Here is a 12,084-nt window from a genome sequence, read left to right as displayed (position 1 = left end):
TTTATAGCTGCTCTGATGCAGCAAGTGACTCAAGCGAAAGATTAATTTTCCTGATACTCAGCATCCACTTTCTGATTTCCACGCCGCTTCTGACCATTATACTTAGTCCGAGCAGTAAAAGGATAAAAATGAGCTTTTCTGAAGTCAAAGAAACTCTCAGCATTAGGAAAGCAAGCATACTACTGAAAAACAGCACGGAAAAAACAACCGAAAACTGTATCTGTACCCAAAGTCGCCTCACGATCTTCTGTAAAGATTTTTGCAAATCCTGAGCTTTCCGGTTAAGGCTTAGGCTTCGGTAAAGCCAGAGGTTATTAGCAATGCCTATGCTCACTGTTGCCAGAAAAAGCAAATTGACCCACAAAGAATTTTTTTCCGGGTCCAGGCCGGTAAAGAAAACGATAAGTACTACCACAAAGGCGGCAGATTCAATAAGTGTTTTCTTCTGAGCCTTTGCTGAAACAGAGGCAGCGCGATGCTTTACCATCTGCTGAATCTGCTCGGCACTTTTTTCAGCTTGTTCTGACTGCCATTGGTTTTTCAAATCATCCAGGTTCATGTGATTTGGGATTTAGTAATTGACTTAATTTTGCTTTGATACGGTTGATTTTTACGCCTACATAATTGACCGATATACCTATAATCTCAGCTATCTCTTCATAAGCGTAATCATCCAGATAAAGGGTGATGATAGCCTTGTCAGCATCATTGAGCAGGGCAATAGCACGGTACAATTTTTCCTTCTCAGGGTGCTCGGCTTGCTGCCGTTCTTCCCCTTCCTGAGCGGTAAGAGGGATGGTGTTTTGGAACACAGAAGGTTTGCGATAACGGGCGATGGCCGTACTCAGTGCTACCTTATACATCCAGCTTGACACCTGAGCTTCACCCCTGAAGGAAGGCCAGGATTTCCATAGCTGATAGAGAATATCCTGAAACAGGTCTTCCCTATCCTCAGGCGTATCCCGGTAGATGCGGCAAACCTTATGAACGATGCCCTGATGCTGACTGATGATATGGGTAAAATCTTCTTTCAATACTGATTTTTGCTGAGTAAGTAGCAAAAAGGCCCTTTTTTCTTACAGCAGGTTAAAAAAAATTAGCCAAAGCACTTTTGTGGGTGTTCTAAAAAAGAAAAACCAGCCTGAAGAAGCTGGTTTTGTACTATGAGAATCAATAATCTTTACTGAACAGCTTTGACTGCATATCCTGCTTCTTTCAGTAAGTTGATCACGCCTTTAGATCCACCCAGGTGGCCTGCACCAACTGCAAAAAAACTGGCTCTTTCTATTGCCATTTCTTCTATCAGTGGCAGCCATTTTTGATTGCGATCATCCAGCAAAGCTTTCTCCGCACCCTCCATGTCCGTCATACTCTCATGTACCAGTTGATAAAGACTTTGAATATCCTGCTGCTGATACTTTTCCAGTAAAGATTCTATTTCATCCACACTCTGGTCATACTCCCGGATGGTTTTTACCAGATAGTCAGATTGCTCATCCAGTGGAATAGCATCAAATACCGCGATCTGATCAGCTATAGTTTCCAGGCCATGCACTTCCATTGCCTGCTGCTTGGCAGCCTCTACCAGCTTCATTTCGTAAGATCCCGGCTGACAGTCTAGTATAGGAATCATAATTACTGAGCTAAGTAGCATGGGTTTCATCTTACTCATTGCCTGCATAGGCACACCTACCGAGTCTTGCAGATATTTTGCTACCATCTCGTAATCATCTTCACTCAGGAGGCTCTGAAGCGTAGTACCATCCTGCATCATAGAAGCCGCGACCATTTTCTGCATCACTCCTGGCTCATCCATATCCAGTTCCAGCACCAGTTGCTCAGTTTCATCCAGGGCTTTCTGCATGGCAGGTGTAATTTTGATGTCACCGGGGCACATTAAGTGAATAGTACCATAGAGATAAGAAGGGGCTTTCAGCCCTTTGCCACTGATTTTCCAGAGCAAAGATTTATCAGTTTGGGCAGCAGCGTCTAAGGGAAGGGTAAGCCTTACTGCTAAAATAGATATTATCCAGACTAACTTTTTCATATTCATTTGAAGGTTATGTAATGTGCTGACTGGTTAGTATACAAAACTATGGGATGATTGCATTCGAGCTGCGAAAATATGGTGAAAAACTTACTATATCCTTGATCAGGATTTTTAATTTTATGCAAATGTCATCCAAACTTGCTTATGAACCGTATTGACCGCCTCACTGCCATGCTTATTCAGCTACAAAGTCAACGAGTCACTAAAGCCCAGGAAATGGCCGATCGTTTTGACATCAGCCTTCGTACAGTGTACCGGGATGTGCGTGCACTGGAGGAAGCCGGTGTTCCAATAGGTTCTGAGGCTGGTATCGGATATTTTCTGGCAGATGGTTATCGGCTACCACCGGTCATGTTTAGTCCGGAAGAGGCCCGGGCACTGCTCACTGCCCATCATTTTATCAATTCTTTCACCGACATAGGTGTACAACAGGCCTACGAAAGTGCGCTCTTCAAAATTAAATCGGTACTGTCTACTCAGGAGCAGGACATGCTGGAAGATCTTCAGGATAAGGTAAAAGTGATGGCTCCGCTGGCCCGCACAGATCATCCCGATGATATCCACCTGAGCAAGCTACAGCAGGCACTGATGCAAAGGCAGGTAATAGAAATGGAGTATTTCTCTCCCGCCAGTGGCGTATTTACCAAGCGCAGTATTGAACCAATCGGGCTGGTTTACTACGGTGACGCCTGGCATGTTATCGCTTTCTGTCAGTTACGTCAGGACTATCGCGATTTCCGGCTGGACCGGATGAGCAAGGTCAATGTGCTGAGTCAGCACTATCATTTGCGCGACCGTATCTCATTGGAACAATATCTCAAAGAGCAGAGCCAGACCACTGATGCCAGGTTAATGAAAGTGTATTTTGACCAGAAAGTAGCTCGTTATACTATGCAAACCCGTTATGCCCAGGGTTTTATACAGGAAGAAAAAGATGAAAACGGCAGTGAAATGTGGTTTATGGTAGGTTCAGAACAGTATTTTGCCCGCTGGCTCCTGACCTATACAAATCATGTCTGCATCATTGAACCGGAGAGCCTGAAGCACAAGATGCAAGAGCTGATAGAAGAGCTTCAGCAGCATTTTTTGTAAATATTGCGAACCCTACTGACATAGGGTTGTCACCCTGCGCTCATAAGTTTGTGCTATCACCAAAATTCACAGACTTATGCAAATGTACACCGGAATCATTACCCACAAAATCCAGGAGAGTAAAGCCTTTTACGAACAGTATTTTGGCTTTGAGACCATCTATGAAGCTGAGTGGTTTGTCTTGCTAAAAAGAGGCCCTTATGAGTTGGCCTTTATGCAGCCGGAAATTCCCGGACAACATCGTTTATTTAATCCCTCTTATACGCAGGGGACCTGGTTAGCAATGGAAGTAGAAGATGTGGATGCTGAATACCATCGCCTGCTGGAAGCTAAAGCCCCGCTCATCACCGAGCCTAAGAACGAAAAATGGGGCGATCGCCATTTTGTGATTGAAGACCCTAACGGCATGGGCGTGGATGTATACATGCGCCTGCCAGTGGAGGTAGGGCAGGAAATCTAAAGAAGGTGCTCAGAAAAAACCTTTTGCGCCCTTCGCGTCCCAAACCTTTGCGTTCTCAGCGTGAACAAAAGCTCCATTAGGTTTCACGCAAAGGGCGCAAAGAAATGATCACGCAGAGTGCGTAAAGGGTTTTGCTTTTTTTTTAAAGCTTCCGCAGAAAACCATTCACCACAGCATACTGAGGCTCACCGTCTTTTTCCAGAATGAAGTTGGGGCGATTCCGCATTTTTAGGCTATGGTCGGGCTCAGAGTAGCGGCTGGTGACATCCAGAATAAGCTGCTTGCGGATATCTTCCTGCCCCGATAAATCCGATACTCTTACTGTGGTGTAGCCTTCTCTCATCAATTTCTTCGCATTTAGTTTTTGTACCGCAGTCAAGTCGGGTTGCACTTTTTCATATACCTTACCGGGTACAGCCACCATGCCTTCCGCGTCAAATTCTTCATAGCCATAAAAAGTAGACATGTCGCCTAACTCCTGTATGCTTCCAATCGGAAAAAAGTCGTTGATGTTTTCAAATTCAATCTCAATGTGATTGACACCTACATCTATGGTATATAGTTTATCATTCACCTCTTTCTGTACATTTCGGACGATAAGGTCGTAGAGATAACGTTCGTTTTCAGGAATTTCCCAGTATTTCTCTCTGTCAAGCTTTTTGTAGCTTTCAGTAGCGATAGAATGCAAGGCTGTGACGAGCAGCATAAAGTTGAGTCTGCGGATCTGTTGCTTTTCAGGATCATCCGGATAACCCCCTGACTCTATCAGTACGGTGCTGGTGCCCCACTTCTGAATATTATCACCGAAGGCACGGGGTTCAAAATCATCATTATAGCGGGCCACATGCCCTTCTACATAATGCTGTAAGGCTTCATTCAGTTGTACGATCATCTGCATAGCCCGCTCCCGTACCGGATTGATGTCTTTGGCATAATTATAAGCCGGGGGCAGGAAAGAAATGGTAGCCGCTTCCTCATTGACTCCGGCAGTATAGTAAGTGCTCTGATCGTGCAGGTTGAAGCCAAAATCTGCATCCAGGCTGTCTCTAATATTTTTAAGGATTTGCGACTCGGGGGATTGCAGGCGGAGGGCATCACGATTCATATCAACGCCCAGCGCATTACGACGCTCAAACTCTTCCGCTCCATCGGGATTGAGCATGGGGATGAAATGTACGCTTACATTTTGCAAAATTGTATTCCGTACCTCCTCAAACCTATTATCGTCGGAAGTGAAAAAGCTGAACAGGTCCAGCCCGGCCATGGTGGCAGTAGACTCATCGCCATGCATCTGTGACCATAGCAGTACCTGTGTTTCTCCTTGCCCGAAAGAAACATCATAAATCGCCCTCCCTTCAATAGATTCACCCAGCTTTGTCACGTTGAATCCTGGCTGTTCTTTTAGTTTGAGCAAGATAGGTTCAAGCTCACTGTGTGTGAAGCGCCTTGTCTGGATAGCTTCTTCTTTATATTTATTGTAGGCATCATATACCTGCTGGTAAACAGGCTTCTGGGCACACCCTACCTGGCAAAAGATTAGGGAGAAAACGAGCAAAATCAGGTACTTCATATGCGAAAATTTCTGCCAAACCTAGCTTTAAATGCTGAAAAGGACAAGTACTTCAGATTTCAGCTGGTTTAGACATCAGTATGTTCTATGATCTGTACCTGCGACTGATCAAAAGCAATGTGTTCTTTTAGCATTTTACTTCTGTCCAGCGGTTGGCTGTAGTGCCAGGCCACATTTTCCAGTTGGGTGCCAGAAAAGTTGACATCAAAATATTCGGTATCGCCTTTCAGCGGACAGTGGGTAGACTTTTCAGTTCTGTGTAAGGCATCCATCTGCACATCATCTTTGGGAAAGTAGTATACCGGATCGTAGAGGTCAAAACCCACTTCCTGCACCTTCAGCACTTTGTTGGATTTGGCAATTTCTTTACCATCAATTGTAGCTGTAACCGTCTTATCAACCGACTTCACACGCATAAAATGACGCGCATCATTAGGGTCATGAATAGCGTTCTTTACCAAAGTTACTTTTTCTGTATCGCTCATCTTTTTGTTTTATTAGAGCAACAGGCAAAGCGAGGTAAATTGTTTTAAACTTTCACCGCTTCATGAAACGAATTGTCTTTTTGAGGTTGCCATTTTGCAGCGTGAGGAAGTACACCCCCTGACTGGCAGCGCTAATATCATATTGGGTTTCACCTGATACCACAGCTTCCTGCATGATCTCTTGTCCCAGAATGTTATAGATACCTACTGTGCCTCCCAGCCATTGGTCATCGTTAACCTCCAGGGTAAACTCGCCGGGAGTAGGATTAGGAAAGATATTGACCTTAGATTTGCTTATTTCTTCCCGGGTAGAGGTGATATAGTTCTGTGCCTGCGTATTATTCAGCGTATCCATCACATGCAAAGTAAAGTCTCGGGTAACATAGCCTATTTTTGTCCATTCCCCATCTACTTCACGCCATTCGTTGACACGCAACGCCACCGCAAATTCGCCTCCCAGGTTAGGGGCATCCCATACCAAAGCGTCTTTATCAAAATACATCCTGGGGGTATTTCCATCAGCAGAAACCGGCTGAGGAGCGAAGCGGAGGTCAAACTCATGAGGCAGGCGGTAGCCGCTGACATTTTCATCTATGTTTTGCATAGGCGTAATCAGTTCAAAACTCAGGCTGTCGCCATCAGCATCCGTAGGGGCTAAGGGCATGCTGTAAATAGATTTGGCATATGCCAAAGGGCTGATCGGACCAACCAACTGTGGTGAACTGTTGCAGCCCTGAAGCGCATCTATATTGATCAGAGTTTCAATATAAAAAGGAGTTAATACCGAATTTCGCATGTTCGCCACATCAGCATTACGGTTGGATTCCTTTAAATAAAGAGTGTATTCTCCCGGGCCGGGAAATGTATGACTTACAGAAAACGTACTTTTTCTGTAGAGTTGACCATCCACTTGATATGTACTTGCTTCTATCCCTGGATAATCAAACGTGATAGGTTCTCCATGACCCACATACAACTCACCCGGTCCAAATTCTACATCAGAACCAGTACGTTCATAAAGATTAATCTCAATCTCATAAGCATAGCTCTGGCAGTTAGTAGCAGTAGCGCTAATCTCTCCTCCGATAAGGTGAGTAGCCTTTATGTCTTCCGGAATATTCAGTAAGATGAACATGAATATTGCAGAATAAAATATTTTGTATACTTGCTTCATGAAATTTCCTCTTTGCGTTTGACATTCCTTCCCTTAGAATTCTATATTTACAATCTTCCCTTTCTTCCTCTATATATTTAGACACAACAAAGCGAAAAAGGGTTTAAAGGGTATTTGAGATATTTTAACCGAATGCTAAGCCTAAATTTACCTAACCTATGAAACAATACTTACTATTGTACATGGCGCTTTGCGGCCTTGTGCTCACCTCCTTTGCTGCCGATGATGAAACCATCAGCGAGAAAACCAAAGACATGGAAAAGTACGAAGGCTATTTTACCTTCTACTGGGATGAGGAAGAGGGCAAAATCTGGCTGGAGATCGATAAGTTTGATACCGACTTTCTTTATTATAATTCACTGTCCGCCGGAGCGGGGTCCAATGACATCGGTCTGGACCGGGGACGCCTCAACCGCTCTCAGGTGATGCAGTTCCGACGTAGCGGACCCAAAATCCTGTTTGTAGAGCCTAATCAGGACTATCGGGCCATTACCGATAATCCCGACGAGAAGCGGGCGGTGAAAGAATCCTTTGCCGAAGCGGTGATGTATGGCTTCAAAGTAGAAGCGGAAGAAGAGGGCAGCGTGCTGGTAGATGCCAGCGACTTCTTTCTCAATGATGCGGTAGGCGTGAAAGACATGATCAAGCGCACCAAGCAGGGAAGCTTTAGCCTGGACAAATCCCGCTCGGCTTTTTACCTGCCATTGACCAAAAATTTCCCTCAAAATACGGAATTTGAAGTTACATTGACCTTCACGGGTTCTGATGCGGGCGCTTATCTGCGTTCGGTGAGCCCCAACCCGGATGCTTTTACAGTACGCCAGCACCATTCTTTTGTAGAACTGCCCGATGATGATTACGAGCCGCGTAAGTTTGATCCGCGGGCGGGCTATGGCTCTATCCAGTATATGGATTATGCTACTGATGTGGACCAACCTATCATGCAGCGCTTTATCCGCCGCCATCGTCTAAAGAAGAAGGACCCCAGTGCGGAGGTCAGCGAAGCTGTAGAGCCTATCATTTACTATCTGGATCCTGGCGCACCCGAGCCGATACGTTCGGCCCTCATGGATGGTATCCGCTGGTGGAACCAGGCTTTTGAAGCAGCCGGTTATAAGGATGCTTTTCAGGTAAAACTGCTGCCCGAAGATGCCGATCCTATGGATATCCGCTACAACTATGTGCAGTGGGTACATCGTTCTACCCGCGGCTGGTCTTATGGAAGCAGTATTTATGACCCCCGTACCGGAGAAATCATCAAAGGCAAGGTGACGCTCGGTTCTTTGCGTGTTCGTCAGGACTTCCTGATCGCTTCTGGTCTGGTAGCGGCTTATGAAGAAGGCGAAGAAGTCTCTGAAGAGATGATGGAGATGGCTTTGCAGCGCATCCGCCAGTTAGGTGCCCATGAAGTAGGGCATACGCTGGGCCTTTCACATAATTATGCTTCTACTTATGAGGGTCGGCATTCAGTGATGGACTATCCACACCCTTTGGTGAAGATCAAAAACAGAAATGAGCTGGATCTTTTCGACGCCTATACCAATGAGATCGGTGCCTGGGATAAAGTAGCTATCGCTTATGGCTATCAGGATTTTCCCGAAGGTGTGGACGAGGAAGAAGGCTTGAACGATATCATCCAGCAGTCTATCAGCGATGAGCTTTTATTTATTTCTGATCGTGATGCCAGGGCTGAAAGCGGTGCGCATCCTTACGCCCACCTCTGGGACAATGGTACGGATGCTGATGAAGAACTGGAAAGAGTAATGCAGGTAAGAGAAATCGCGCTGAACAATATTTCTGAAAAGAAAGTGCCTTTCGGACAGCCCATAGCAACTCTGGAAGAAGTGCTGGTGCCCATGTATATGTTTCACCGCTATCAGGTAGAAGCTACTTCCAAGCTTATCGGCGGACTGAATTATACCTACGCAGTGCGGGGAGATGGACAAACGCCTCTTGCAGTGGTAGAGGGTGACAAACAGCGTGATGCGATAGAAGCGATGCTGAAAACCATCAGCCCGGAGGCCTTGGCCATTCCTGAGCAGGTGCTGGCGCTTATTCCTCCTTATCCTCTGGGTTATTATGAAAACGATCGGGAAGTATTCAAGTCACGTACCGGCCTTACCTTTGATCCCATAGGCGCGGCGGAGTCAGCCGCCAATTTTACACTGGACCTGATGCTCAATCATCAGCGCGTAACGAGAATGATAGACCTGTCTTCCCGTTACGATGATGTGCCCGGCTTTACCGAAATGTCCAATGATCTGATTCAGGCGACTGTGGCTGCCAGAAAACAGCAGGGCTATGCGGGAGAACTGCAACGTTTGGTAGATAGGTTGGTGCTGGATCACTTTATCAAGCTTGCCTCCAACACCAGTGCTTCCGGTCAGGCCCGGGCGCTGGCTACGCTCAAGGTAAACGATATCAAGCAGATTATGGAAAGTAATATGGCAGGAGAAGTAGACGAAAAATGGAAAGCACACTATACCTTTGGCCTTGCACAGGTTCGTCGCTTTGAGAATGATCCTGAAGATGTGAAGGTAACCGATCCGCTGGCGGCTCCCGATGGTTCTCCTATCGGTCAGGATGCCCTGAATGCTATCGGCAGTAGCATGGAAGACTGGTGCGGCTTTACGCATTAGAGGTTATTCTGATTTTCTTTTATGGAAGCAAAAAGAACTTGTAGTACGTTAGTAATTGTCATTTCGGAGTGCATCCATCGTGGAGCGACGGAGAAATCTTTACCAACTCTCCAATTCTATTACTTTCATAGCGGCTAAGATCCCTTCGTTGCACTGCGGGATGACTTTGTTTACATTTCTTTTAATCGTACAATCGGCAAAAAATCAAAACAATCTTTATTTAAAAGAAGGATATTATTGATTGAAGCAGCCCTGCCAGATATCTAAAATCTGGCAGGGCTTTTTTAAGTCCCGTAAAGTGGCTCATCTATATATACCTGTCCGGGCAAGACTATGAACTTTTGCCTTTCTTTGTGAAAGAACGTAGGATTGAGTCCAGTAATGCGTTTGAAATCCTTGATAAAATGGGCCTGGTCAAAATACCCACAATAATAGGCCACACTGCTCAGGCTCAGTGATCTGTTTTGCTCCAGCACGCGCATCACCCGGTTCATGCGGGTAAGCCGCAGGTAATGTTTAGGACTGACTCCTACCACTTCGCGGAATTTGCGTTCTAGCTGACGCTGACTGACGCATACATGATCAGAAATATCACGGATATTGATATGCTGGGAGTTACGTATAAGTTCAGCCGCCTGATTTACATAGCCGGGCTCCCCTTTTCGTTTTTCCAGCTTTTTCAAAAGATAGTTCTCAGCACGCTGAATCATCCTTTCCACCTGACTTTCCTCTCTGATCTGGTGGCAAAAATCTCGTATATCATTACCCAGCAATAGCGTCATATCTTCGTAGGTCTCTATGATTTCTGAGCCATTGAAACGAAACAGATGATATAAGGCTTCGGGCTTAAAACGAATCGTAAATACCGGAACGGTGCTGGGAAAGCGAATCTCATGAGGCTGGGTAATCAAACCGATGATCATATAATCGGGCGTTTGTACCCAGTCTTCTGTGCCGGGGAAATTACAACGCAGGTCATCAAGATGAATAATGAGCTCCAGGCAGGCATTAGGAACCATCTGAAAGGAAACCGCCCCCTCAGCATTTAGATTAAAGGCTCCTTTCCAGTAGCATTCTACAAAAGGACTTAAAAGTGCCGAGGGTGGGTATTCCTGAAGGGAAAAATTCATACTCAGAGGGTCAGCTAATGAGGGAAATTTACTCGCTATTAATTATTCAATATAACCATTTATTGCGGGGAATAAGAAACATCTTCCCAAAGCTCTCTCAATACAATATCCAGATCGTAAAGAGCCTGCTGGCAGTTACCATTGAATGAAGAACCATGCATCGTAGCCAGGGTAGAAGGATTTAAGGCTGCCAGGGAATGCAGGATTCCGGCGGTCTGCTTGGTATAAGGTGTGTATCCCATTAACGGCCCCTGTTCAAACTCCAGGAGAGATTGTTTGTGCAGGGATAAGATATCGTGCTCGGTAAGCTCAGTTACGTCACCGTTCTGGTGGAAGAGGTCAGAGCAGAGAAGTGTTTTGTTCGTTTCTTCAAACAGTACTCCTGCATCCCATCCGTGAGGAAGGTGCGGTGTCCTGATGAAACGGTAGCGATACTTTCCGGTAGACAAGGTAGCATTACTCGCCATAGCATGGGCAGGCTTATTGGAGAAGTCGCTCATATTGACCAGTGCTCCCACCTCACTGCAGACAGGCAGGGCATTAGGAGCTACCTTAAGCCACTCGTTGAGCGCGCCGCACTCATCTACCTCAAAATGGCTGAAGCCTATCCATCTTAGTTCCGAAGGGGAAATCAGTCGGCTTACTGCTTCAAGCAAAAGTGGAAACATCTGCTTCATGCCCGCATGATACAGCATAGGCTCATCGTCTTTGATAAGAAAGTGATTAAACTGTAAGTTCATTTCCGGAACAAATACAGAGATACGATACACATCGGGGGCGATTTCTGAAATTTTCATGACTGAGGGTTTTTATAAGACATACACCAAAAGTAAGTGGTGTTAAAAGCCCCTGATTGTAAAAAAACGACATTCTCCTTTATGCGCTATCAATAACACAGCGGCTGGGGATAACAAGTATGCAAAACTGGGGTTATCACAGGAAGATTTTATGCCTATGGCTTTTAATTATGAGCTTGATTTTGACAAGATAGACTTCCGCAAGCAGCCTGAACTATACCTGGTGGGCAAGGGTGAGCAGGGCGTATTGCTGGTAGAGCCGTATAAGTCGGAAATACTGCCTCACTGGCGCTTTAAGACACCCGACATTGCCCGCACTTCTTCTGAGAAGATTTACCAGCTATTTCTGGATTACCTGGAAGCCGGGGACTTTGTAGGAGCCGACATGGCACGCAAGTTTTTGCAGATGGGCTATACCCGCTCCCGCCGTTATGCCAATCACAAAAGTGGTCGCAAGTACAAAAGCAATCCTCAGAAGGCGACTGACAAAGCAGCGGAGAAAGAAGCCCGCAAAGAAGTCCTTCCCCGCGAAGAAGATCCAGTAAAAGCCCAGTCAGCCGCTATCTTCAAAGCGAAGTGGGAGGAAGCCAAGGCGCATCCTGAGTATCAGCGGATGCTGAAGGTACATAAGGAAAAGTATGGCTAAGCGAAGCATTTGCTACACTACCTTTCATATTCAGGAAGATA

At 45.7% G+C, this 12,084-nt stretch carries 12 protein-coding genes; 4 read left to right on the top strand and 8 right to left on the bottom strand.

Translation table 11 applies throughout. The annotated features are described in order from the left end of the window. Position 1 precedes the first annotated feature (1 nt). The 3 genes from OKW21_RS25645 to OKW21_RS25635 all read right to left on the bottom strand — a co-directional run bounded on the left by OKW21_RS25645 (position 2) and on the right by OKW21_RS25635 (position 2,047). A complete protein-coding gene (locus OKW21_RS25645) occupies positions 2–559 on the bottom strand; it encodes a hypothetical protein (protein WP_277485202.1) in 558 nt (185 codons plus the stop codon). Beyond that, a complete protein-coding gene (locus OKW21_RS25640) occupies positions 546–1,061 on the bottom strand; it encodes an RNA polymerase sigma factor (RefSeq protein WP_277485201.1) in 516 nt (171 codons plus the stop codon). Before OKW21_RS25640 ends, OKW21_RS25645 begins: the two co-directional genes overlap by 14 nt. A gap of 119 nt (positions 1,062–1,180) precedes the next feature. Continuing rightward, a complete protein-coding gene (locus tag OKW21_RS25635) occupies positions 1,181–2,047 on the bottom strand; it encodes a TraB/GumN family protein (RefSeq protein ID WP_277485197.1) in 867 nt (288 codons plus the stop codon). A 147-nt stretch (positions 2,048–2,194) separates the two neighbouring features. On the opposite strand from OKW21_RS25635, the gene OKW21_RS25630 reads away from it, so the two are divergent. Both OKW21_RS25630 and OKW21_RS25625 read left to right on the top strand, forming a co-directional pair. Continuing rightward, positions 2,195–3,142, top strand: coding sequence for a helix-turn-helix transcriptional regulator (locus tag OKW21_RS25630; protein ID WP_277485195.1), 948 nt, complete (start codon positions 2,195–2,197; stop codon positions 3,140–3,142). A 76-nt stretch (positions 3,143–3,218) separates the two neighbouring features. Continuing rightward, complete coding sequence (locus OKW21_RS25625) at positions 3,219–3,602, top strand: VOC family protein (protein ID WP_277485193.1); 384 nt, start codon at positions 3,219–3,221, stop codon at positions 3,600–3,602. A gap of 142 nt (positions 3,603–3,744) precedes the next feature. On the opposite strand, the gene OKW21_RS25620 is transcribed toward OKW21_RS25625, so the two are convergent. The 3 genes from OKW21_RS25620 to OKW21_RS25610 all read right to left on the bottom strand — a co-directional run bounded on the left by OKW21_RS25620 (position 3,745) and on the right by OKW21_RS25610 (position 6,831). Next, on the bottom strand, positions 3,745–5,172 hold the full coding sequence (locus tag OKW21_RS25620) for a M14 family zinc carboxypeptidase (RefSeq protein ID WP_277485188.1): 1,428 nt from the start codon (positions 5,170–5,172) through the stop codon (positions 3,745–3,747). Between the two features lie 68 nt (positions 5,173–5,240). Continuing rightward, positions 5,241–5,657 carry a DUF427 domain-containing protein gene (locus tag OKW21_RS25615; protein WP_277485185.1) on the bottom strand — a complete coding sequence of 139 codons (417 nt, stop codon included), beginning with the start codon at positions 5,655–5,657 and terminating at the stop codon, positions 5,241–5,243. Between the two features lie 52 nt (positions 5,658–5,709). Continuing rightward, positions 5,710–6,831, bottom strand: a complete 1,122-nt coding sequence (locus OKW21_RS25610; RefSeq protein ID WP_277485182.1) for a T9SS type A sorting domain-containing protein — start codon at positions 6,829–6,831, stop codon at positions 5,710–5,712. 158 nt (positions 6,832–6,989) lie between these two features. Between OKW21_RS25610 and OKW21_RS25605 the strand changes: the two genes are divergently transcribed. Next, positions 6,990–9,470, top strand: a complete 2,481-nt coding sequence (locus OKW21_RS25605) for a zinc-dependent metalloprotease (protein ID WP_277485180.1) — start codon at positions 6,990–6,992, stop codon at positions 9,468–9,470. A 284-nt stretch (positions 9,471–9,754) separates the two neighbouring features. Here the strand turns inward: OKW21_RS25605 and OKW21_RS25600 are convergent, their stop codons facing one another. Continuing rightward, on the bottom strand, positions 9,755–10,600 hold the full coding sequence (locus OKW21_RS25600; RefSeq protein ID WP_277485177.1) for a helix-turn-helix transcriptional regulator: 846 nt from the start codon (positions 10,598–10,600) through the stop codon (positions 9,755–9,757). A gap of 59 nt (positions 10,601–10,659) precedes the next feature. Then, positions 10,660–11,397, bottom strand: coding sequence for an oxygen-binding di-iron domain-containing protein (locus OKW21_RS25595; protein WP_277485175.1), 738 nt, complete (start codon positions 11,395–11,397; stop codon positions 10,660–10,662). Between the two features lie 157 nt (positions 11,398–11,554). Between OKW21_RS25595 and OKW21_RS25590 the strand changes: the two genes are divergently transcribed. Beyond that, the gene (locus OKW21_RS25590) at positions 11,555–12,043 is read left to right on the top strand and encodes a DUF4385 domain-containing protein (RefSeq protein WP_420870125.1); all 489 of its coding nucleotides are present in this window, start codon (positions 11,555–11,557) and stop codon (positions 12,041–12,043) included. Positions 12,044–12,084 lie beyond the last annotated feature (41 nt).

It is taken from the genome of Catalinimonas alkaloidigena (assembly GCF_029504655.1).
In the GTDB taxonomy this organism is placed as follows: Bacteria; Bacteroidota; Bacteroidia; order Cytophagales; family Cyclobacteriaceae; genus Catalinimonas; species Catalinimonas alkaloidigena.
This window is presented reverse-complemented; position numbering and strand designations above follow the sequence as displayed.

Coding starts and splice junctions, on each gene's coding strand:
- OKW21_RS25645 (WP_277485202.1), bottom strand. CDS start 559: ATGAACCTGGATGATTTGAAAAACCAATGGCAGTCAGAACAAGCTGAA.
- OKW21_RS25635 (WP_277485197.1), bottom strand. CDS start 2,047: ATGAAAAAGTTAGTCTGGATAATATCTATTTTAGCAGTAAGGCTTACC.
- OKW21_RS25630 (WP_277485195.1), top strand. CDS start 2,195: ATGAACCGTATTGACCGCCTCACTGCCATGCTTATTCAGCTACAAAGT.
- OKW21_RS25625 (WP_277485193.1), top strand. CDS start 3,219: ATGCAAATGTACACCGGAATCATTACCCACAAAATCCAGGAGAGTAAA.
- OKW21_RS25620 (WP_277485188.1), bottom strand. CDS start 5,172: ATGAAGTACCTGATTTTGCTCGTTTTCTCCCTAATCTTTTGCCAGGTA.
- OKW21_RS25615 (WP_277485185.1), bottom strand. CDS start 5,657: ATGAGCGATACAGAAAAAGTAACTTTGGTAAAGAACGCTATTCATGAC.
- OKW21_RS25610 (WP_277485182.1), bottom strand. CDS start 6,831: ATGAAGCAAGTATACAAAATATTTTATTCTGCAATATTCATGTTCATC.
- OKW21_RS25605 (WP_277485180.1), top strand. CDS start 6,990: ATGAAACAATACTTACTATTGTACATGGCGCTTTGCGGCCTTGTGCTC.
- OKW21_RS25600 (WP_277485177.1), bottom strand. CDS start 10,600: ATGAATTTTTCCCTTCAGGAATACCCACCCTCGGCACTTTTAAGTCCT.
- OKW21_RS25595 (WP_277485175.1), bottom strand. CDS start 11,397: ATGAAAATTTCAGAAATCGCCCCCGATGTGTATCGTATCTCTGTATTT.
- OKW21_RS25590 (WP_420870125.1), top strand. CDS start 11,555: ATGGCTTTTAATTATGAGCTTGATTTTGACAAGATAGACTTCCGCAAG.